The 20,954-nt window shown below is 38.1% G+C and carries 25 protein-coding genes and 1 pseudogene; 5 read left to right on the top strand and 21 right to left on the bottom strand.

What is annotated here, in order from left to right:
- Positions 1-5: 5 nt before the first annotated feature.
- A complete protein-coding gene (locus FU659_RS35595; RefSeq protein WP_187274219.1) occupies positions 6-179 on the top strand; it encodes a hypothetical protein in 174 nt (57 codons plus the stop codon).
- On the opposite strand, the gene FU659_RS17850 is transcribed toward FU659_RS35595, so the two are convergent.
- The 20 genes and pseudogenes from FU659_RS17850 to FU659_RS17760 all read right to left on the bottom strand — a co-directional run bounded on the left by FU659_RS17850 (position 172) and on the right by FU659_RS17760 (position 16,399).
- Complete coding sequence (locus FU659_RS17850; protein WP_147948817.1) at positions 172-696, bottom strand: hypothetical protein; 525 nt, start codon at positions 694-696, stop codon at positions 172-174. The genes FU659_RS35595 and FU659_RS17850 overlap by 8 nt on opposite strands.
- A 356-nt stretch (positions 697-1,052) precedes the next feature.
- A complete protein-coding gene (locus FU659_RS38890) occupies positions 1,053-1,373 on the bottom strand; it encodes a site-2 protease family protein (RefSeq protein ID WP_397355987.1) in 321 nt (106 codons plus the stop codon).
- Positions 1,374-1,700: 327 nt separating this feature from the next.
- Positions 1,701-2,174 (bottom strand): HEAT repeat domain-containing protein, encoded by a 474-nt coding sequence (locus tag FU659_RS17845; RefSeq protein WP_147948816.1) that lies wholly within the window; start codon positions 2,172-2,174, stop codon positions 1,701-1,703.
- A 487-nt stretch (positions 2,175-2,661) separates the two neighbouring features.
- Positions 2,662-3,006 (bottom strand): hypothetical protein, encoded by a 345-nt coding sequence (locus tag FU659_RS17840; protein WP_147948815.1) that lies wholly within the window; start codon positions 3,004-3,006, stop codon positions 2,662-2,664.
- A gap of 242 nt (positions 3,007-3,248) precedes the next feature.
- Positions 3,249-3,755 (bottom strand): DinB family protein, encoded by a 507-nt coding sequence (locus FU659_RS17835; RefSeq protein WP_147948814.1) that lies wholly within the window; start codon positions 3,753-3,755, stop codon positions 3,249-3,251.
- Positions 3,756-4,283: 528 nt separating this feature from the next.
- On the bottom strand, positions 4,284-4,616 hold the full coding sequence (locus tag FU659_RS17830) for a DUF3024 domain-containing protein (RefSeq protein ID WP_261807887.1): 333 nt from the start codon (positions 4,614-4,616) through the stop codon (positions 4,284-4,286).
- Between the two features lie 207 nt (positions 4,617-4,823).
- Complete coding sequence (locus tag FU659_RS17825) at positions 4,824-5,417, bottom strand: hypothetical protein (RefSeq protein ID WP_187274218.1); 594 nt, start codon at positions 5,415-5,417, stop codon at positions 4,824-4,826.
- Positions 5,418-5,615: 198 nt separating this feature from the next.
- Entirely contained in the window at positions 5,616-5,948 is a 333-nt protein-coding gene (locus tag FU659_RS17820) for a hypothetical protein (protein ID WP_147948813.1), read from the bottom strand.
- Between the two features lie 322 nt (positions 5,949-6,270).
- Positions 6,271-6,822: a GNAT family N-acetyltransferase gene (locus FU659_RS17815; RefSeq protein ID WP_147948841.1), complete on the bottom strand. Its 552-nt coding sequence runs from the start codon at positions 6,820-6,822 to the stop codon at positions 6,271-6,273.
- 229 nt (positions 6,823-7,051) lie between these two features.
- Positions 7,052-7,522: a hypothetical protein gene (locus FU659_RS17810; RefSeq protein ID WP_147948812.1), complete on the bottom strand. Its 471-nt coding sequence runs from the start codon at positions 7,520-7,522 to the stop codon at positions 7,052-7,054.
- 327 nt (positions 7,523-7,849) lie between these two features.
- The gene (locus FU659_RS17805) at positions 7,850-8,197 is read right to left on the bottom strand and encodes a hypothetical protein (protein ID WP_147948811.1); all 348 of its coding nucleotides are present in this window, start codon (positions 8,195-8,197) and stop codon (positions 7,850-7,852) included.
- Positions 8,198-9,042: 845 nt separating this feature from the next.
- A complete protein-coding gene (locus FU659_RS17800; RefSeq protein ID WP_147948810.1) occupies positions 9,043-9,939 on the bottom strand; it encodes a GNAT family N-acetyltransferase in 897 nt (298 codons plus the stop codon).
- 840 nt (positions 9,940-10,779) lie between these two features.
- Positions 10,780-11,283 (bottom strand): hypothetical protein, encoded by a 504-nt coding sequence (locus FU659_RS17795; protein ID WP_147948809.1) that lies wholly within the window; start codon positions 11,281-11,283, stop codon positions 10,780-10,782.
- 248 nt (positions 11,284-11,531) lie between these two features.
- Positions 11,532-11,951: a GNAT family N-acetyltransferase gene (locus tag FU659_RS17790; RefSeq protein ID WP_147948808.1), complete on the bottom strand. Its 420-nt coding sequence runs from the start codon at positions 11,949-11,951 to the stop codon at positions 11,532-11,534.
- A 164-nt stretch (positions 11,952-12,115) separates the two neighbouring features.
- A pseudogene (locus FU659_RS17785) lies at positions 12,116-12,687 on the bottom strand (histidine phosphatase family protein).
- A 229-nt stretch (positions 12,688-12,916) separates the two neighbouring features.
- Positions 12,917-13,258, bottom strand: coding sequence for a hypothetical protein (locus tag FU659_RS17780; protein WP_147948807.1), 342 nt, complete (start codon positions 13,256-13,258; stop codon positions 12,917-12,919).
- A gap of 552 nt (positions 13,259-13,810) precedes the next feature.
- Entirely contained in the window at positions 13,811-14,242 is a 432-nt protein-coding gene (locus FU659_RS17775; protein ID WP_147948806.1) for a hypothetical protein, read from the bottom strand.
- Between the two features lie 238 nt (positions 14,243-14,480).
- Positions 14,481-15,032, bottom strand: coding sequence for a GNAT family N-acetyltransferase (locus FU659_RS17770; protein ID WP_147948805.1), 552 nt, complete (start codon positions 15,030-15,032; stop codon positions 14,481-14,483).
- Positions 15,033-15,244: 212 nt separating this feature from the next.
- Complete coding sequence (locus tag FU659_RS17765) at positions 15,245-15,787, bottom strand: AAA family ATPase (protein WP_147948804.1); 543 nt, start codon at positions 15,785-15,787, stop codon at positions 15,245-15,247.
- Positions 15,788-16,015: 228 nt separating this feature from the next.
- Complete coding sequence (locus FU659_RS17760) at positions 16,016-16,399, bottom strand: hypothetical protein (protein WP_147948803.1); 384 nt, start codon at positions 16,397-16,399, stop codon at positions 16,016-16,018.
- Positions 16,400-16,926: 527 nt separating this feature from the next.
- On the opposite strand from FU659_RS17760, the gene FU659_RS17755 reads away from it, so the two are divergent.
- Genes FU659_RS17755 through FU659_RS37290 form a run of 3 tightly spaced genes read left to right on the top strand, consistent with a single transcriptional unit; the run spans position 16,927 to position 18,833 of the window.
- Positions 16,927-17,865, top strand: a complete 939-nt coding sequence (locus FU659_RS17755; RefSeq protein ID WP_147948840.1) for a tyrosine-type recombinase/integrase — start codon at positions 16,927-16,929, stop codon at positions 17,863-17,865.
- The gene (locus FU659_RS37295; protein WP_261807886.1) at positions 17,862-18,374 is read left to right on the top strand and encodes a tyrosine-type recombinase/integrase; all 513 of its coding nucleotides are present in this window, start codon (positions 17,862-17,864) and stop codon (positions 18,372-18,374) included. Before FU659_RS17755 ends, FU659_RS37295 begins: the two co-directional genes overlap by 4 nt.
- A complete protein-coding gene (locus tag FU659_RS37290) occupies positions 18,375-18,833 on the top strand; it encodes a tyrosine-type recombinase/integrase (protein ID WP_261807891.1) in 459 nt (152 codons plus the stop codon).
- Positions 18,834-18,914: 81 nt separating this feature from the next.
- Here the strand turns inward: FU659_RS37290 and FU659_RS17745 are convergent, their stop codons facing one another.
- A complete protein-coding gene (locus FU659_RS17745) occupies positions 18,915-19,940 on the bottom strand; it encodes a tyrosine-type recombinase/integrase (RefSeq protein ID WP_147948802.1) in 1,026 nt (341 codons plus the stop codon).
- Positions 19,941-20,241: 301 nt separating this feature from the next.
- Here FU659_RS17745 and FU659_RS17740 point away from each other — a divergent pair, with 301 nt between their 5' ends.
- A complete protein-coding gene (locus FU659_RS17740; RefSeq protein WP_147948801.1) occupies positions 20,242-20,949 on the top strand; it encodes a toll/interleukin-1 receptor domain-containing protein in 708 nt (235 codons plus the stop codon).
- Positions 20,950-20,954: the final 5 nt, after the last annotated feature.

Raw genomic sequence — 20,954 nt, 5'->3', positions numbered from 1 at the left:
TTTGCATGGTCTTTCAGATAACGTTGTTGTATCAACGAACCCTCACTGCCTTAAGGGACGAAGTCCCGGCAGCGACGCGGTTAGGCAGTGCAGGGTTGTCTGCTGATTTGCACTACTTCGATATCCCTCTTGCAGACCAAGGGGCGCAAGCTCTGCAGCGGGAACACGGTGTTATGTGATGTTGCCATTCTTCTGTGATACACTTTCAATCATTACCTTACAGTTATCCAGTATCACCCATAAATTACTGTTATCAAATCCCTTTACTGTTCCTCGGACTTTTTGTCTTACCTTAAAGTAATCCGGTTCTGTATTATTCCTAACGTCCCAATAGTCGGTTAAACCAAATGTAACGTTATTAAAATTGATAATAATTCCTTGTGGATAAAAGATCTCCATAAATCCTTGAATTTCTTGTCCTATAGATATTGTTTGTACTGTCCTATTCCAATTTTCCTTAAATGGTTCTACTCCTGTATTCCATACCAATTCAAATTCTGCTTTCTCGATTTCTTCTTCAATCGTACTACATACTTCTTGATCTGTTAGAAAAAAGTGAAGTTTATCAAAAGGTCTATTAGATACAATTAATTTATTGTCTATTTGAGTGGCTTGTCTTAAAGCAACATTATCATCGTCAACTTCAAAGTAATATACTTCTTTCCGTTCTTTGTGTTCTTGCCTTATGTATTTCATCCTGAATTAATCCTTTCTTTAGTTGATCTTTGGCAATTTCACAGAACGTTGTTGTATTCACGAACACTCACTGGCTTAAGGCGCGTTAGCGCCGGGTCCAACGGACTTAGCCAGTACAGGGTTGTCACCTGAATCCACTTCCCCGAAAACCCTCATGATGACGAAGGGCCGTAAGGCCCGTAGCATGAAAACTGTGTTAGGTGAAGTCTGGGCCTTCTATGGAATACCGAATACATTATTATTCTCTTATCTTCAATATTTGTATTAATCTTAATCCATCACTCGGATATAATTCTTTATCAAAATAATAATTCCTTGGAATTAAAGCTCTAATAACATCCCATAAAAGTATTGCATTAAAAACTAGAGGCATAAAAAAAATTGTTACTATTACCAGTACCAAAAAAAACATAAATGCATGTTAATGCTATCAATTGTAAAGTTACTCCGCCTAGAATGAATACTAGCAATCTAAATTTAATATTTGTTAGTTTTTTTAGATCTGCTGAATTAAATCCACCATAACCTAATTTAAATGTAATTTGAGTACCAAATAAGGTTATTGTAAACAGTCTTGACCATTCTCCTATAATTACTTCTTTAACGTTTAAGCCAATTAATTTACCGGAAATAAAGTGTCCCAATTCATGTATACATGTACTGAAGTACTTAAGTATAAATATTCCTAGATAAATAATTGTTATCGATCTGATTACTGGTTCAATAATTGATAATACAATTATTATTACAGTTCCAAGAAGGAGTACAATGTCTTTTTTTTCAATCTATAACCTACTTTCATTCCTACAATTGATTGAATTGCCCAGATTTCACCTATCGTTCTTGTATTCACGAATCCTCACTGGCTTAAGCAGCCTTAGCTGCGGGTCCGACGGACTTAGCCAGTGCAGAATTATCTCCTGGCGGACCAAGGGCCGTTAGGCCCGCAGCGTGAATACGTTGTTAGGTGATGTTACCGACCACTTGAAATACTTGCAAGAATTTCAAGCTATTGTCTCTAGTGCTGCAAGTGCTCTTCTTCTTACATATTCAACATAGTCCTCTGAGAACTTGACTATCAGTTCCTTAGCTCGCGGCTCTTTCTGTGTAATTCTTCCAAGATAATGAGCGAATTGCCATCTTGTATCATTATCATGATAGTTAAGTGCTTCTTCGGCCAGTGGATATAAAATTGATGGTTTTCTAGTTAGTTGATCAATAATTTCTTCACATTCATTGTCTCTACCTATTATGTATAAAAGGTTATTTATTGTCTTTCGGTCCCAATCTTTATATTCCGAGTTCTCAAACAGCTTTGATATTAACGTATATATAAGAGTCCATAATTCATAATTCGGCTCCCATTCCTTAACTTGCTTCTGATTCTTTGACCATTTCCAAAATTTATCAATTTGCTCATCAATTTTTGTATAAATGTCTTTTGAATTATCATGAATTATGAAATATAATTCCTCCATCTAATCACCTATTTCTTAATTTACATCTCTCGGTAATTTCACATAACGTTCTTGTGTTCCCGAATCCTCACCACCTTAAAGGAGCATAGCGACTGGCCGCGATGCGGTTAGGTGGTGCAGGGTTGTCTGCCTGATACTACATCTTGAGATGCCTCGGGCAGACCAAGGGGCGTAAACCCCGCAGCGGGGACACGGTGTTATATGATGGGGATGCCTTCCTCGATTATGCTAAAATAACGAATTTCTTGTCTGTCAGTTCATTCAACTTCTTTAATACTTGTTTATCACAATACATTAAAGTCAAACTCTGTCCGTCATTAAAATAAATGTATTGTTTATCCCTATTCCTCTCCAGAGCAAGTTTTCCTAGTCTCTTAAATAAGCCAATATCAAGCCAATCATCATTAAATTCTATTTCCCAATTATAATGACCTCCATCTAAATCAAATGAAACCGCTGCCTCTTGTTCATCAAAATCAATGTTACTTTATATATTCTCCAATGGTAATTCACCCTTGGCTAAATTAATAAAATCCTTTAATAGCTTTGTATAAATATTCTCTTCATCAATACACTCAGTATCAAAATTCCAAACGTCATTAGACATTCGAATTTCGTTATCATTATGATCAAACAAATTAGCACCAATTATAGTCAAAAGTAGATAAAAAGGATCTTGCTCATAGTTTTCTCTGTCAAATTGAACTAATAAGTTATTTACTAACCTGCTAGATTCGCTCTCTTTAAAAGTAATTCCTAGCCTAAGTAAAACATTAATTTGTTCTTCTAGTGTTGGATTAGCTTTCCTCGTTCGTTTAAAGAAATTAAACATCTGTGCTTATTCCCCTATAATCAAAGATTTGCATCCCTTTCATATAACGTTCTTGTATTCACAAACCCGAGAGGCTTAAAGGAGCGTAGCGACTGGGTGGCTCTGCCACTTAGCCTCGCAGGGTTATCTGCCTGATTCCACTCCCCTGAAATGCATCGGGCAGATCAAGGTTCGGCGTTGCCGAGCCGCAGCGTGAATGCGTTGTTATAGGATGTATCCGCCTTCTTCGAATATGCAACGCCTTACTTGAATCCATTTTTAATATCATTAATTTGTTTAATATGTCTTTGTTCATGCAAGTACAGTGATTCAATCCATTCAATTAATAACATTTCTTTAAAGACTGGATGTATAAAATGTCTTCTACTCAGCACTGATGGGTCTTCTATTGTGTTTAATATTTCATATAACGTCTCTCTTGAATTTTTTAGTTTTTCAATAATTTCTTGATGTTCTAAGATCTCATCAGTTGGTTTAGCAATGTCAGGGGCTTCCAATTTATTGCTTCTATCAAATAGAGAATCTAATGGCTTTTTCTCTATGAATGAATCTTCATTGCTCTTTAACCCTTTCTTTATTGCTAAGACATATAATTCTTCTGTCTTACTTAAGTGCTGACATACCTGACCAATACTCCAACTGTATGGGTCCATTTGTTTGTTTAATTGATCTCCACTCAAGCCATTAAGTGTTCTTAGTAATTCGTCTCTTGTTCCTGTTAATTTCTGAATGATTTCTTTAAGTTCCATCGAAAACTTCCTTTCTCTAATTTTTTGCGGATATTTCCTATAACGTTCTTATGTTCCCGACGTCCGCCGAAGGCGGATGTCGGGAACATCCTCATCGAAATCCATCGGACGGACCAAGGGGCGAATGCCCCGTAGTGGGAAAACGCTGTTAAGTGATGTTACTAATGGGCTTCCCTGCTCAGCCCCCTTGCAAATTAATTGCTAAGTTCCCTACTAATCTCTGATTTTAATACTAAAATCCTGACTGTTTCCGTATGGAAACGTACTTCCCGATCAGTTTTCATGAATTGCAGTTGTTTGTTTTACCCTTTGTTTTCCATTAGTAATTTCACTTAACGTTCTTGTATTCACGAATCCTCACTGGCTTAAGGCAGCGTTAGCTGCCGGGTTCGACGGACTTAACCAGTACAGAGTTGTCTGCTGGTTACACTTCTTCGAAATGACTCAATGACTCTTGCAGACCAAGAAGCCGTGAGGCTTCGCAGCAGCGTGAATATGGTGTTCACTGAAGTTATTGCCTTCTTAGAATCACAACCAAAATATTCCTTTACTATCCCTATCTATAATCATTAATTGTGTTTCAAAGCTTTCATCAGGTTTTATATCATCTACGAAATGCCATCTGTCTTTACTGTCTTTCCAATAGACTTTCCATTTGTTATCCTCTAACCTAAATTGCGCTATAAGTAACTCCACTCGACTGCCAGGAATATATGAAGGTCTTTCTTGAAGTAATGTTATAGTATTGCCTCTGAATTTATACCTGATCTCAAATTCTTCTTTAAGATGTGTAGGTATTTTCCTTTCCCTGTAGTTATCTAAGATTTTTTCTATCCTCTTCTTTGTAAATGCATCCAACACTTATCTCTCTCCAATTGTTTTTATTGTATTTTTATTAGCAATGATTTCAGTTAACGTTGTTGTGTTCCCGACGCCTCACCGCCCTAAGGCGCGCTAGCGCCGGGTCCGACGGACTTGGGCGGTGCAGGGTTGTCTGCCTGATACTACATCTCGAAATGCCTCGGGCAGACCAAGGAACGTCAGTTCCTCAGCGGGAAAACGGTGTTATCAGATGTAATCGCCTTCTCCGAACATGCTTTCAAAGTTCACTTCATCTTCATCTATATTTTCTTTTTCTTCTTGTCCTATAAACATGTTCATTTCATTCAATGACCACAAATATTCACTCCATGTTATTCCAAATACTCCCCCTTCTTCTGTATAACCAGCAATATAATAATAGTCCTCTGCGTCAAAAGTCGGTTTAAAATCTCTTCCAAATACATCAGATTTATGATCATAACAAGTAATTCCGTATGGAAATCCATTCGAGGTGTAACCAGCTATTAAGTAAAAATTAGAATCTTGATCAATTGAATGGATATCTTCTTCAATTTGTCTTCTTTGCTTTCTTTCTAAGTTCACTATATGGTTATATTCGAATCGGGTCTTTAATTGTTGTTTGTACTTAGAATCTATTACAACTCCGATCATCTCTAGTTCTCGTACAGCACATAATAAATCAACACCAAAATGTTTGCTATATCCTCGTACAACATTCTTGCCAGTATATTCTTTAATCCATGTTTTTGCAGCCTGCAATCTAGCTGGGTGCTTCATTCTCTTTTTCCTTGGTGAGTTTGATTTCTGTCTCTTTGCCATTATTAAGTCAGTCCTTATTTATTGTTTTAATGATTATATCATGAGGATTTTGATATATTGGGTTTAACATATTGCGATGATTTCTGATTACGTTGTTGTATTCACGACCCCGAGAGGCTTAAAGGAGCGTAGCGACTGGGTCAACGACTTAGCCTCGCAGGGTTGTCTGCCTGATCCGCTTCCCGAAATGCCATCTAATTATGTTAATAAATCCTTTTCCTTCAAAGTCTTCATCTCTAACTGTTTCATACGCCTTTCAATATATTCAATTGACTCTAAGCTATCGTCCCCTGGTTCTAATATTTCTGTATAATAAAAAAGTAAACTCAAAGAGACATTGTAATTATCGTTTACAATCTTGAGATGTCCATTATATTCAAGCATTTGTAATACATCTTTTAAATAATTTTCTTCTAAATTTATGTAAAGTACAGTGTTTAAATAGTCTGTTAAGTCAATAAATGTTGGTTCAACTTTCAGCTTTTTTCGTAATCTTAAAATTGATAAAACAATTAAAGGCTCATGGTTCATCTCCGTATATTCGCCTCCAAAAGTTATCGTCAGTTTGTTTTAACATTCATAAAATAAATATACCACTACAGTAAATTTATGGTAGTGTTTTTGAATTTAATCTGGTTTTCAAATTGCCCCGATTGCATATAACGTTGTTGTGTTCCCGAACCCTCATTGGCTTAAGGGCGCTTGCGCTCGGGTCCGACGGACTTAGCCAATGCAGGGTTGTCTGCCTGATACGACTCCTTCGAATTTACCTCGGGCAGACCAAGGAGCGTTAGCGATGCAGCAGGAACACGGTGTTATATGATGCCGATCGATGCCTTCCTCGAATTACATACTACTGCTTGATTATTTCTTCATATTCTCTCTTCAATATGCTCATATAAATCGTATCTGAATAACGTCCATTAACAAAACTCTTCTCTCTTAATCTTCCTTCTTCTTTGAATCCGCACTTTAAATAACATCTATACGCTCTTTCATTAAAATCATGTACCTCTAGCTGTAATCTATTTAGATTTAATCTGTTAAATACAAAATCCTGTAGTATTTTTATTGCTTCAGTACCATATCCATTGCCAAGGTACTCCTTAATTCCAATCACGATTCCAAGTTCAGTTGACCTATTCTTCCAATCAATTCTAAATAAATCGATTTGTCCTATGTATTCCTCAGTATCTTTATGAGCAATTACAAATCCCTTCTGCTCTGTTTTCCCTTCAAGTATTGAATTTAAATATTGTTCTGTTCCATTTACAGTATGCGGAAATAGGAATATATCTGATAAGTTATCGACGATTTCCGGATCATTACACCATTGCCTCATAAACTTTAAATCTTCCTTGCTATACTCTCTTAAAATAATTCGATCACCAATAAGTCGAGGCATTGTGAACACATCCTTTAATTTTTTAATTATCATTGCATCGGTTTCATATAACGTTGTTGTATTCACGAACCTGAGAGGCTTAAAGGAGCGTAGTGACTGGGTTGAAGACTTAGCCTCGCAGGGTTGTCTGCCTGATTCCACTTCTCCGAAATGCATCGGGCAGACGAAGGGTCGTAAGGTCCGCAGCCTGAATACGGTGTTATCTGCTGTTCCTTATCCCCTTGAGTTGCTAGAGAATAGCCTTTACGTATTCAATATTAGTTTTTGAAAGTGCCTTATTTAATAATTTTTTGTTATATCCTATCGTCTTAAGAGCGGTAATTATTGCCTCCCTACGATCTTGACGATTTCTTCTAATATTAGATTCTAATTGAATTTCTAAGGGAACTACTGGAATATTATATCCATAAAAATATACATACCTTGCATGCTCCCAGATAACCTTCCACCTTCCCAAATGTTCATCTGTTGAAGGTACCTTTGAAGCAATTGCTTTAACAACATTTTCGGTTCCATCATTAGAAATTAAAGTGATATCTGATACTTTAAGTTCCTTTCTATCTGACTTATGCAGAAAGTCGCCACCATCTAGCAATGAAGAGGAGTAGCATGGAATATTATCCATTCTCGCATTCGTTTCGTTGTAATAATATTCAGTCACTTCAACTCCGAAATATGTTTCTTCATTTTTGTATTTCATAACAAAGTCTGGTACTTCTCTTTCTTGTATTTCAAATAAATCTATATCACAAAGATTAGCTAAAACCCTTCTTTATCTTTTTTAGTCATAAAACCACCTCTTTAATATCTAGCGGTAATTGCGCATAACGTGCTTGTGTTCCCGATGCCTCACTACCTTAAAGCCCGAAGGGCTGGCCGCGATGCAGTTAGGTGGTGCAGGTGTGTCTGCTGAATAATCTTCCTCGAGATTCCTCGTGCAGACCAAGGGGCGTTAGCCCCGTAGCGGGAACACGGTGCTAGGCGAAGCCATCCTGAGATAACTCTCGAATCACTTTATATCTTTGTCTTACTTTGTTTCATGTTCTTGATTAGTTTCTTCTTTAATTAGTCTTTCATATTCTTCCTTATATTCATCATCTTTACCTTTACTCTCCTCAATTACTTCATTGAATAGATTTATGTCCCATTTTTCTGTTAATTTGAATGAATCTAAAACTAATTTAATGTCTTTATATAAATTAAAAAATAAATCATAATCTTGTTTTTGTAATGGTTTCAAATTATCATAGGGACTTCCGGTTGAAGAGAACTTTGCGATTATTAGTCCATTCCGTTCCCCAAGATATTTAAAGAAACCCACATGTTTTTCATGCACTTTATATTGTATTGGTGAGCTTAGAAATACTTCAAACAATTCTGCATCCTCATTACCACCCTCTGATTTATAAAAAAATGAAACACGTGAATCTCATTCATAAATATAAATTTAATTCATCCAATCAATTGGTAATTCCAATTGGAAACCTAACTTAGTATTTATGTAATAATAATTTGTTAGATCTTTATGTTCGTTGGGGATTCTGGTAGTGTCCCAGTAAGAAATAACAATAATATCAGAATTATCTTCAATGATTAACCCCCTCATAAGGAAATGTCAACTAAGTTAGCTTTTACGATGTTTATGAATTTTGATAGTTTTGCAGCTTGATGGTTTCGCCTAACGTTCTTGTGTACCCGGTGTCCACCGTAGGTAGATGTGTCCGGCTGAATAATCTTCCTCGTATTCCTTCGGTCGGACCAAGGGGCGTAAGCCCCGCAGTGGGAAAACGTTGTTACACGACGGGTCTTTGAGTTACCCACATTCTTCTCCGAGATTGCATTCATCTGGGTCTCAGATCTGCCTGTTCTTCATGGTTGTTTCTCTTGGTATTCTTCTATCTCTAGTGCCATCGGCGATTGCTTCCCTGAACTTCCTTCCGTGGCATGCACTTGCTGATTCCTCATACGTAACATTAGAATGCTATCACTGTTTTTCCAGGTTGTTCACCCTATTTTCCTTCTCCTGTCGTGTAACGTTGTTGCATTCCAGACGTCCCACCACCTTAAGCCACGTAGTGGCGGGTCGGCTTGCCGACTTAGGCGTGCGCAGATGTGTCCACCTAAATTTTCTTCCTCGAAATCCCTTGGTGTGGATCAAGGGAGCGTAGCGACCGCAGCGGGAATGTGGTGTATAGGATGTTGGCGCCTTCTTCGAGTTGCTTACATAATGTCCTTTACCATCAGTAAATGTATATCTATTAATTTGTATCCTAGCGATTTATATAAATTTATAGCCGCTTGATTACTCCCTACTACTCCTAAGGTTGCTTCTTTCTTATCTTTCTCGTCACGCAGAAACCTAAGAGCTTCAACTATTGTTCTCTTAGCGACTCCTTGTCTTCTCCACATAGGATGGGTAAATATTTGTTCTGTTGCGCTTCTTTCAGATGAGATTCCCCAAGTCATACAACTTGAAATTGGTTTCCCCTGATAAAAAGCTGTAAAGGTATCCCATTGGGGGCCCGATTTAAACCAGTTTAATTTTGCCTTACTCCATGATTCACCTTCGGAAGCATCTTTCTCTGCCTGTAAATATAGTTCTTTGTCTGACTCTGTATCCATAGTCCATCTTTTAATTTCGATTTTATTATGAAGTGAGTAATCGGGTAATGGTTTCGTTAAATCACGCTTCATAATTAAATAATTTAGAGAATGATAAAATCCATTAGATAGCAAAAAATCTATAGATTCAAGATCATCGTGAGAACAGGTTTTGCTAATTTGTATTTGTTTGGAGGAATATTCTTGACGAATTTCATTTGCCCTTAACAAGATACTATTAAATATTTCTGTTTCTAAAGGTTCATTCTCATCTGAATCTGTATCTATTATAAATCGATGTTTGTAATCATCATCTCTTCCTTGTTTATTAAGATATTCACAAGAATCAGTTGGTTCCAAGTGACCACATGCAACAATTCTTCCATTTAATTCAGCACAGAATATATTCTGTGCAATAAAATCCTTGTTATATTGATAAGATACTTGGTTTAGAAAACTAATTTTCCCAATATCATTTGCATCTTCAGATCTGTAATTACGAATGACAGTGTTCATTTAGGGTCTCCTCTGTCTATGATTTATTTGTCTTGCGCCAATTTCCTATAACGTTCTTGTATTCACGAACTCTTACTGGCTTAAGGTGCGTAGCGCCGGGTCCAACGGACTTAGCCAGTGCAGGGTTGTCTGCCTGATACTACATCCTCGAAATGCCTCGGGCAGACCTAGGGCGTTAACCCGAAGCGTGAAAACGGTGTTATCTGCTGTTACCGTCTTCTTGACTTAGCTTACAGAATATTTTTAATGATTTTATCTTTTCATGTGTTTCCTTAATTTTTTTATTCAATTTTCTTGTTGAAACATTTATCTAGTCCATAATCTATGCAAAGTAAAATTATCATTAAGAGCCCTATGTAAATATATGCCTGCATATTTGGTAAATTATTTTCATTAATGTACCAGAATGTAGGTGTTCCTAGTAATATTAATATTATTGAATTAATGAAGCTTCTTTTTAATGGTTTACCTTGTAAAACCCCCCTTATTGTAAGTCCAACTACTCCAACTACTAAACCAATTATCCATGTTAAATCAGCAGTATGCTTCAGATGCGCTCAACTCCATACAGATATATGTCACATTATTTCTTGTGATTTATAAAGATCCTTTCTTTAATGAACTTATGGGTGTATAGGGTGTTATACTTCTTTACGGTAATTGCAGATAACGTTGTTGTATTCACGAACCCGAGAGCCTTAAAGGAGCGTAGCGACTGGGTCCGTTAGGACTTAGGCTCGCAGGGTTGTCTGCTTGGAATTCACTTCCCCGAAATGCCTCGGGCAGACAAAGGGGCATAAGCCCCGCAGCGGGAAACCTGTGTTAACTGAAGTAACACGGCTACTTTGATTCAGCTTCCAAAGCACTTTTGTTAATCGTCCTTATCCCTTTGTTAATAAAAAATATTATCCACTCCATATAACCTATTAAAAGCAATATTAGTGATGAGATAAACAATGCTTCATATATATAAACCTTAGTGAAATTTTTATAATAGTCCTTTGCTAGCCATGTGGCTAATGCTAAAACTACTGTTCGTAATAAAATAATTACTGGTTTCAGTCTTCCATCATAAATAGAAAATGAAATGTGTAGATCTTTTGAGATTCTACTAAAAATAAATAATAGTATATGAAGAATGACATGGATTATCAAAAAAATAATACTTACAATGAATGCACCTAAAATTGGTATTCCAACGCTATCAGCGTCAGATGGTAGATGTAATGATTCTACAAATTCATCATCCATAAATTTCTCTTCAACAACCTGAGCGTAAAAATAACAAGTCAGTATTGATAGTACAAAAGTGATAATTAAAAAAACTCTTTTACTAATCTTCATTAAATATCTTCCATTCTTTATTAGATATTATTGCGTGTTATTTCAGTTAACGTTCTTGCATTCCCGACGCCCCCTCACATTAAGGTCCGTCAGGACCGGCTGCGCTTGCGCAGTTATGTGGTGCGGGTGTGTCGCTTGAAATCACTTCCTCGAAATGCGTCTCGGCGACCGAGGGGCGCAAGCCCCGATGCGGGAATGCGGTGTTAGATGATGTAGTCGCCTTCATCGAATCACCGACACAAATGTCCTTATATACTCTTTAGAAAAAAGACTTCTCCGATATCCCCAGGATTAATTCCATTGATTATCCCACATTCCTTAAATCCCATATGTCTATGCCACTTCTGTGGTTCTGCTTCATTGACTTGGGATGAACTATATAATGTTTTGATTCCTTGTTTACGTAAGTGATCTTCTAAATATTCCAGCAAGGTCTTTCCTATTCCTTGTTTCCTATATTCAGGTCTTACAATAATCAATCCAATATACGGGTATTTAGACCACAAATACTCTATTCTCAAGTATCCAATTATTTCGTTGTTTTCTTCAGCAAGTAGAATCTCTTGATTCTGAAGCTTCCAATTCAAAATGTTTTTTAAGACAGACTGATCCTCAGAAGCAATATCTTCTAAATCATTCATCCTGCCAAATCGTACTGTAAAAGTCATGTCCTTGTTCCTCCGAGATTCCCCTAAATATGGTTTGTGTAAATATCGCGGTTATTTCATCTAACAACTTCCCCGAAATTCCCTCTAGTGACCAATGGCCGTTAGGCCCGCAGCGTGAATACGGTGTTATATGAAGTCACAGCCTTCTTCGAAATACATTCCAATCAGCTCTTCCATAATCTCTTTGTGTCTATTAATACTTCTTCATCGAACTCCAACTTATAAATATCCGGTTTTGAAGTCTTTAATAAAAAATTCAAATCGTACTGGCTGTCAAAGTATCTCATCATCAATGTCATAACAAGCCCATGAGTTCCTATTACAACTTTCTGCCCTTTATATTCCATTAGTATTTTTTTCAAAGTTGATAGAATACGATTCTGGCAAATCGTAATAGATTCCCCTCCAGGTAACGAAAAATCCGGATCAGCAAACATCTTCTTTACAGATGGATACAATTCCTCATCAGATAAAATCTTATCGTCACTTAAAAAAACTATTTCCCTAAGATCTTCAAATACTAATATTTCTTTGCCCGAAGACTGAGCTGATTCCTCAATTGTTAAAATAGCCCTTCTATATGGACTTGAAATAAACACATCAATTCCTTCATCTTTTAATAATTCAGTTATTAAATTGGCATCTGACCTCCCTTGTCTGTTAACTCTCGTGTTCTCTCGTTCCCTTCTGTTTTAAGTGATTCTCCGTGTCTTACCATATAAATAATGGTTTTCATAATAACCCCCGTGGAATACTTCGATTAATATAGCTGTGATTTCATATAACGTTGTTGTATCTACGAATCCTCACTGGGTTAAGTCGCGATAGCGCCGGGTCCAAAGGACTTGCCCAGTGCAGGGTTGTCTGCTGAATATGCTTCCTCGAAATCCCTCCTGCAAACCAAGGAGCGTCAGCTCCGCAGCGTAGATACGGTGTTATATGACGTCACTGACATCTTTGAAATACTAAAATCTCTCTTCATAATCTTCGTCTTCTTCAACTCGTTCATATCTTATCCAGCTCATTTCATCAATCCCTACAATTTCTTTAAATTCATCAACAAGATTAAAGATATTATCCTGCTGTCTAAAATAATTTGGGTTCAATATTGATGTCAATTTGTCGATTTGCTTATCCGTTAAATTGAATAGCTTAAAAGCTGTGACATTACATTCATCAAATAAATCATTGAATGCTTTCTCCTGTAATCCATTCTCTTCAATATATTTTTTTATTTCATTATGATACTCGGTGGTAAATAGTTCATATAAATCTTTATCAGGATAACGTTCTTCAAAAATCTTCATTATAAGTTCTTCGTCGAACTCATAAGAAATTCTTAAACTAGCAACTTCATTGCCCTCTGAAAAAATTCTATAACCCCAAAAGTGATCTCCATAATTGCAAAAATATAGTACTGGAGCATCAATTGATAATTGATAAATAAACGCCGGCGCTTCATGAAAATCAATGTAATTATCTTCTCGGGTTAAAAATGCGACCCACTTTTCATCTAATACCTTAAGTAAAGAACCTGGAATGGAATGCTTTCTTATTGCTTTCTTATTGCTTCTTTATGAGATCTCAACAATAATTGTCCTGAAGTAAATTCGCTCATTTTATCTCTTCCTTTGTTCTTTAATTGGTTTTAGTGATGTCATATAACGTTCTTATGTTCCCGAACCCTCACTGCCTTAAAGGAGCGTAGCGACTGGCCGCGACGCGGTTAGGCTGTGCAGGGTTGTCTGCTGATTAGGCTTCCTCGAAATCCCTCTTGCAGACCAAGGCTCCGTAGGAACCGCAGCGGGAACACGGTGTTATATGACGTTAACCGCTTCATCGAATTACCTACAAATTCATCATTTCATTAATTTCTCTGTAATCTGCAGTTTAAGCTCTTCAAAATACTTTATTAATTTATCAGCTTCATCTTTAAATCCAATTGAATTGCTAACTGTTATCCCATTTGCGTCCGTGTATACAAATCGTAATCCTTTAAATCCACCTCTAGGACCAACATACTTAACGATATCTCGCGCAGTCTTATATTCTTCCAGTTTCTGTTTTCTTCGCTTTTCTGCTTCCTCTAGGTATTCTTCATCAATAATTTCAAGTGACGACCATAGCACATCTAATGACCCAACGTCGGGAAAGTGTACTCCAGTAAAATTATCATTCCCTCGTGACCAAATACCATAATTACCTATTGTGAAGCCTTCTGTTCCAGCCACTAAGCCTTTCAAATATTGAGTAAGGTCTACTTTCAACTTGACCTTTATTCTTTCTTTCATTTAATCTCCTCCGATCTGCTAGTGAATAGTAATATTTTCGGGTAATGTCATATAACGTTACTGTATTCACGAATCCTCACCACCTTAAGGCCCGTCAGGGCCGGCCGCGATGCGGTTAGGTGGTGCAGGGTTGTCTGCCTGATTCTTCTTCTCCGAATTGCCTCGGGCAGACCGAGGGCTTTAGCCCGAAGCGTGAATACGGCGTTAGGTGATGTCACGTCCATCGAAGTGATTACATTCAATGGTTTTTATGCCCTACATACTCAATAACCCAACAATCCTTATATTCTCCTTCATGCCATTCATGTTTTGTTAGATACTTCTTCTTAACAAATCCGCACTTCTCATAAACCCTTAATGCACGTTTGTTCCAAGCCTGAGGATCCATAACGATCTTATCTGCTCTCTCCTGCGTTTCTAAGTGATTTATCATTGATTTTATTAATTCTGTTCCTATTCCCTTATTCCATAAATTAACTTCCCCTATGAATTGGTCCATCCCAAATATCTTCCCAGCAAATCCTTCATAGCCATATTCTTGTTTTTCTTCTTTAGTTATTAAATAGAATTGAATGTAACCGATGTCTTCTTCGTTATATTGAATAATACATTGAGTGATTTCTTGTGTTCGTTCAAAATAATGTTTTTTAACCATTTCTAAGTCGTGAGGCCGATCGCGTCCTCCATAATATTCTAATACCTTTGAATCACTCAACCACTTTACTAAAAGAGTAGCATCTTCCTCTGTGATTAACCTTACACTTAACTCTTTTTGTTTAATTAACTTCATAGCCATACCTTCTTACATTATGGTTTTTAATCTTGTCGTGATTTCACCTAACGTTCTTGTATTCCCGAACCCTCACTGGCTTAAGGCAGCTTGCAGCCGAGTCCGACGGACTTAGCCAGTGCAGGGTTGTCTGCCTGACCCCACTTCTCCGAAATTCCTCGGGCAGACCCCGAGCTGAAAGGCCCGCAGCGGGAATACGGTGTTAGGTGAAGTCAGTCCTTCGTCGAATTACCCTCAATATTCATTAATATCCTATTTATAATCTCACTTGTATCTAGCTCATCTGTTACTATATGTTTTTCAAATTTACTATCTCTAAATGCATTCACACACTTCTCTATCTGTTGAAATTGCCAACCACCAATCGTATCCCCTCGAACTGTTAGGCGTTTCCTAAGTGTTTCCTCTGAAGCAATCAAACAAAAATGATATAACTCGTTATCGATTTCTTCTAATCCTCGAGAAATATATTCAAAATTAATTGGCTTGTATATTGTCATCGGTATGATTAAATGTTTATTGTACTTCTGGTTTAATTCTCTTGCTATATTAACCGAAAGTATTCTCCATAGATCAATATCCTGAAAATCATCTGTCCGTTCATAATCTTTTCTCGTTTCATCCGGGATAAGTTTCCTTAACATGTAACCAATTTCTTCTGGATCAAATATCATACTGCCTGGAACCCTCGTATGGAGGTTGCTAGCTGTTGTAGTCTTGCCAGAGCCGAAGGCTCCATTAATCATGATTATCATCAGAATCTCCTTATAATTTTCATGTTTTTCGACTGATTTCACCTAACGTTGTTGTATTCACGAACCCGAGAGGCTTAAGGCGCGTAAGCGCCGGGTGGCTCCGCCACTTAACCTCGCAGGGTTTTCTGCCTGATTCCACTTCCCCGAAATTCCTCTGGCAGACCAAGGGCCGAACGGCCCGCAGCGACAATACGGTGTTATATGATTGGGAGGGCTTCTTCGATTTTACTAAAATTCTTCTTTATTATTTTCCCCGTACTTACTGAAGTTTGCAAACCAACCGTCCTCAGTAAATAACTCTCCATGTAATCCATCGCTAGCTTGTATAATATTAATTCCTTGTACTTTAATTTCTATTTCATTATTGAAATCTGCTTGTTCTTGTAATTTAAATAAAAAATCATGTATTCCTGAATCTAGGCTCCTAATCAATGCCCTTCTAAATAATTCTATTTGTTTGTCATCAAAAGATTGCATTTCATGTTGCAACTGCTGAAGTTTTGGTGCTTTCCAGTGTCCTTTAACAAGTAATTCGAAAAAATCGATAGTTCTATCTCTTAAATCTGTCATCAATAATTCTCCAAATTTATCTATAGCTTCTCTTTCATTCACAAATGGTCATCCTTTCAAAATAAGCTGATAAAATAAATGTACTATAATAAACAAAAAATGGAAACGACTATGTCGAATCCAATGTAAGTAGTTAATTTGGGTTGAATATATGTTTTTAATTAAATCTCTTCGTCCCTTTCATATAACGTTGTTGTATTCACGAACCCTCACCAACTTAAGGGACGTAGTCCCGGCAGCGATGCGGTTAGGTGGTGCAGGGTTTTGTCTGCCTGATTCCACTTCCCCGAAATGCCTCTGGCAGACCAAGTCCCGCAGCGTGAATATTGTGTTATACGAACCGGGAAGAGGTGAGCGCAGCCCACCGAAATGCCGAAGAAGCCTTATGTATCAATGGATTTCGGGTTTTCCAAAGCTCTTCCATCCGATTGCAAAAAACCCGGAATTTCGTTGAAGTTATGCGAAATCGTATATCCAAATGTTTTACGAACCTCCCCTTGCCCACTTCGTATATCTGCTTTGCTTCGCATATCCAATAAGGGAGGAAATGCGAAGTGCCTCAACCAAATATGAACAATTGGTCAAGCCTTGTTCAATTGTTTCTCATGGACTGCAAATCCAGAAACCTAACCAAGCCAACTATTCGCCGTTATGGGAACGGATTGAAAAAGCTCGAACAACACTTAAATACCCAACATCTCGAATGGTTTGATTTAACTCCCGATTTGTTAAAGCATCGTATCATCCCCAGTATGCTTGATGAGACATCAGCCTTGAGAACCGTCAATTGCAATCTGGCCATTATCAAAGCATTTTTTGCGTTTCTCGTGGCCGAGAAACAAGCTGATTGCAATATTGCGGATGGACTAAAGCCGTTTAAAATCCAACCCTCTTTGATGCATACTTTCACGGATGCTCATTTGACGCGATTGTTTACTGAACCCGATCGTTCAACATTTACTGGCTTCCGTAATTACATGATGTTGCTGATTTTGCTTGAAACCGGAATACGGCTGAACGAACTAACTCAACTACAAATCACAGATGTTCTATTAGAGGAAGGAATGGTACGTGTTCGGCAAGGGAAAGGCAGAAAGGCCAGAATGGTACCGATTCAGCGAATCGTATCCCATGAGTTGCAACTTTATTTGCTAGAGCGAGGAACGCTGGACACGGATCGACTGTGGATCACGTTGGACAATCGCCCATTCGATGAAGGTGGCATTCGATCCATGATCTCTCGGATTTGTAAAACCGCAAACATTCAGGATGTGCAATGTTCCTGCCACACGTTTCGCCATACCTTCGCAAAAAAGTTTTTATTGAACGGTGGCGATATTTTCTCGTTAAAAAATATTCTTGGGCATTCACGGATAGAAACAACTGAAATGTATGTTGAACTTTTTTCGCGTGATTTGCAGACTCAACATGAGAAGTTTAGCCCGCTGGAACAGATCTTTCAGGAATACCCCTCACTCTTCGCGGAAAGCGGGGTGCAGGGGGAATGACTACCGGACGCAGACAAAATAAGTTGGTCAAAGTCGATAAGGCAAGCGACGCCAAGCAACAATTAAGCTATAGCGATCTGCTTCACTCTTTTATTCTCGATTGCAAGTCAAAAAACCTTTCGCCGCTCACGATTCGTTTTTATCAGGATAGTGCTAAACAACTGGAAGCTGCCTTCCGGGATCAAGAGCTTGTACTAGATATTTACTCCGTCACTTCTCGGGATATTAAGAATCATTTTATTGCCTATCTGTTCGATCAAGGAAAATCGGACAATACCGTCAACGGACGCATCAAGGCGATTAAGCAATTCTTGAGATACTTATTTGAGGAAGGCTGGCTCCTTCAGAACCTTTCAGATGAGATTCATGCCACCAAAGCAGAAAAATTGATGATTCAAACTTTTACCAAAGAACAAGTCGTCGCCTTGCTGGAACAACCGGACCGGAACACGTTCTCTGGCTTTCGGGACTACACCATGATGTTGGTTCTTTTGGAAACGGGAATGTGAATCAGTGAACTATGCAATGTGAAAATTGGTGATGTCTTCTTTAAAGAACAGGAAATCCGAATCACTAGAGGAAAGGGAGGAAAGGCCCGCCGCGCTCCTATCCAACAAACATGTGCCAAAGTGATACGCCGTTACCTGGATATTCGGGGAGACTTAGAGACGGATGCGCTATTCGTTAACATGAATAACGAAAAGATCAGCACCCGCGCACTACAGGAGAAAATGCACGATTACGGACTTGCTTCAAGCATCAATGGGGTGCGAGTGTCCCCTCATACCTTCCGGCATACAATGGCCAAGTTCTACATTTTGAACGGTGGTGATCCGTTCACACTCCGACGAATTTTAGGCCATGCCACGCTTAAAATGGTTGAGTATTACGTCGAGCTGTTTAGCAGCGATATTAAGCAACAGCACAAGAAGTATAGTCCGGTTGAAAACATGAAACGAATTATTTAAACCTTGCCATAAGCAGAAGTAAAGGTCATTCATTAACGGAATGGCCTTTACTTCTTACTCTCTTCAACCCCATTATGATAGTTAAATCAACCTGTTTTGATACAATCGACGCAAGGGAGAGGATTTCGTATGCTTCGATTTCATTTCAGGACGCCACAAATTCACGTAACGCTTTACCATATCCTGCGAAGAATGACCGAGAATATCTTGCAAGCTATACGGGTCCCCCTCATTAATAATGTACATTTTGGCGAAGGTATGTCTTAACGTATGCGGACTGACTCGAACGTTAGTGATCCCAGCATCCTTACCATATTGGCGTAAAGCCACTTGAAACGAACGAACACCAAGCGGGCGACCATCAAGTGTGACAAAAAAGTGAGATGAACGAATGTCCCCTCTTGCTTTAATATAACGGATTAACAGTTTACGTACATCATCACAATAAGGGATGTCTCTTGGCTTCTTACTTTTACCAATGACACCAAGGAGCAGATTCTCTTTAACATCAACCTGATTTATGTTCAGTTTTGTTATTTCTCCGACTCGCAGCCCACTATCGAAAATCAATGACAAAATGACAAAGTCACGAAATCCCGTAAACGTGTTTTGGTCCGGCTGCTTGAGAAGGGCTACAACTTGCTCTTCGGTGAAGGATGGAATGGTTGGTTGATGACCTTTACGCGTTCGTAAGTGTTCTGCCGGATTATCCGGAATCCAACCTTCTTCATGTAAAAATAAAAAAAAGCGCTTGATTGATTTAATTCGGTTATTGATCGTATTGAGCTTGTAGCCTTTTTTCTCAACCATAGCCATGATAAATTTGTTCCGCAACAAGTCTGTTGATACATGATAGACATCGGCTTCAATCTCTTGCTCTCGCAGAATTCGCTCATAACATTTCAAAGTGCTCAATTCAAATTTTACAGTTTCCTCGCTTGACGTTTCTGCACGGCGGGCTTGAATAAATAATCTCACGGCTTCTTCCCATGTTAACCGATAACCTGAACTGGAAAACGAATCTACATCGTATAAATCATTACTGCGTCGTTTATTCGCTCTTTCACTCTGACTTTGCCGAAATAGGCTTACAAAATTTATGCCCATCCTCTTCCCTCCAAACAGATGTATTCCGAAAGCCCCCCTCACTATTCGTTTCATTTTCCGGACAAAACCGGACCCTCTAAAAAGTCAATTTGTCAGCGTTCTATGGTCTCAGGCGAAGCGAGATTGTCAGATTGAAATGCTCCCAAAGATGCGATCACAACGATTTGAAACAGGAAAGCCTTGAACCAAACGTTGCGATCATTTTATGATATGATGTTGAGGTGAACTGAGAATTAGCACCATCATGCAAATAAGAAATTTGATGTGTTTCTAATATATACGAATGGGCGGTGAGTGACCAATGGAAGAGTCCTTTGAGTACCACGGTTACGATTGTATTGGCTATAATGAACGGGTTAATTTTGATGGTTCACAATATACAGTGGGCGTTTTAAATGATACGAAGGCAGAATACTTATTCACGGAGACAATAAGTATAACCGGTACTGCAATAGCATGTTTATTTAGTAATAGAAATAGTGATCAGACACTTCCATACCTGAAAGAACGAGTTGAGTTAAAAGTAAAAGCCCGAATAGACTCTGGAGAGTTTGAGTCTGATGGTCGTTATGTTAACCAAATTACTTCTACGAGTAAAGACGAGACTCCAGAACCGATTGATGAACAACTAATCGCTGTAAAAGTGCTTACGACGTTACATAATATCCGGAAGATTACTCCCGCCAGCTATAAAAGTGAGAAGATGGAGCTCAAGGGGTTTTGTTATTTATTCAATATTAAAGAAGAGCTTCTGTTCTACATCTTATCCATTCTTGAAGAGAAGAAGTATATTGTTGTTCAAAACATTGAATCAGGGAATATTTATATTTTAGCGGAAGGTATTGAGCAGCTCAAAAGGCTGAAAACGGAGTCACCTGTAAAAATAGAAGTATCCGAAAACACCCTTCCAAAATTATGGGACGTTTTTATTAGCCATGCAAGTGAAGATAAAGAAGAAATTGTTGAACCGCTTGCTCTTGAGTTACAAAAATATGGTATCAAAGTTTGATATGA

It is taken from the genome of Paenibacillus sp. N3.4 (assembly GCF_008017805.1).
Classification (GTDB): domain Bacteria; phylum Bacillota; class Bacilli; order Paenibacillales; family NBRC-103111; genus Paenibacillus_E.
This window is presented reverse-complemented; position numbering and strand designations above follow the sequence as displayed.

Bases quoted from the DNA above. Each gene is read 5' to 3' on its own strand.
- FU659_RS17790 (WP_147948808.1), bottom strand. From the start codon at position 11,951: ATGACTTTTACAGTACGATTTGGCAGGATGAATGATTTAGAAGATATT.
- FU659_RS17780 (WP_147948807.1), bottom strand. From the start codon at position 13,258: ATGAAGATTTTTGAAGAACGTTATCCTGATAAAGATTTATATGAACTA.
- FU659_RS17835 (WP_147948814.1), bottom strand. From the start codon at position 3,755: ATGGAACTTAAAGAAATCATTCAGAAATTAACAGGAACAAGAGACGAA.
- FU659_RS17795 (WP_147948809.1), bottom strand. From the start codon at position 11,283: ATGAAGATTAGTAAAAGAGTTTTTTTAATTATCACTTTTGTACTATCA.
- FU659_RS17825 (WP_187274218.1), bottom strand. From the start codon at position 5,417: ATGGCAAAGAGACAGAAATCAAACTCACCAAGGAAAAAGAGAATGAAG.
- FU659_RS17815 (WP_147948841.1), bottom strand. From the start codon at position 6,822: ATGCCTCGACTTATTGGTGATCGAATTATTTTAAGAGAGTATAGCAAG.
- FU659_RS17740 (WP_147948801.1), top strand. From the start codon at position 20,242: ATGGAAGAGTCCTTTGAGTACCACGGTTACGATTGTATTGGCTATAAT.
- FU659_RS37295 (WP_261807886.1), top strand. From the start codon at position 17,862: ATGACTACCGGACGCAGACAAAATAAGTTGGTCAAAGTCGATAAGGCA.
- FU659_RS35595 (WP_187274219.1), top strand. From the start codon at position 6: ATGGTCTTTCAGATAACGTTGTTGTATCAACGAACCCTCACTGCCTTA.
- FU659_RS17850 (WP_147948817.1), bottom strand. From the start codon at position 696: ATGAAATACATAAGGCAAGAACACAAAGAACGGAAAGAAGTATATTAC.
- FU659_RS17800 (WP_147948810.1), bottom strand. From the start codon at position 9,939: ATGAACACTGTCATTCGTAATTACAGATCTGAAGATGCAAATGATATT.
- FU659_RS17820 (WP_147948813.1), bottom strand. From the start codon at position 5,948: ATGAACCATGAGCCTTTAATTGTTTTATCAATTTTAAGATTACGAAAA.
- FU659_RS17845 (WP_147948816.1), bottom strand. From the start codon at position 2,174: ATGGAGGAATTATATTTCATAATTCATGATAATTCAAAAGACATTTAT.
- FU659_RS17840 (WP_147948815.1), bottom strand. From the start codon at position 3,006: ATGTTTAATTTCTTTAAACGAACGAGGAAAGCTAATCCAACACTAGAA.
- FU659_RS17810 (WP_147948812.1), bottom strand. From the start codon at position 7,522: ATGAAATACAAAAATGAAGAAACATATTTCGGAGTTGAAGTGACTGAA.
- FU659_RS17755 (WP_147948840.1), top strand. From the start codon at position 16,927: ATGAACAATTGGTCAAGCCTTGTTCAATTGTTTCTCATGGACTGCAAA.
- FU659_RS17765 (WP_147948804.1), bottom strand. From the start codon at position 15,787: ATGATAATCATGATTAATGGAGCCTTCGGCTCTGGCAAGACTACAACA.
- FU659_RS17745 (WP_147948802.1), bottom strand. From the start codon at position 19,940: ATGGGCATAAATTTTGTAAGCCTATTTCGGCAAAGTCAGAGTGAAAGA.
- FU659_RS17775 (WP_147948806.1), bottom strand. From the start codon at position 14,242: ATGAAAGAAAGAATAAAGGTCAAGTTGAAAGTAGACCTTACTCAATAT.
- FU659_RS17770 (WP_147948805.1), bottom strand. From the start codon at position 15,032: ATGAAGTTAATTAAACAAAAAGAGTTAAGTGTAAGGTTAATCACAGAG.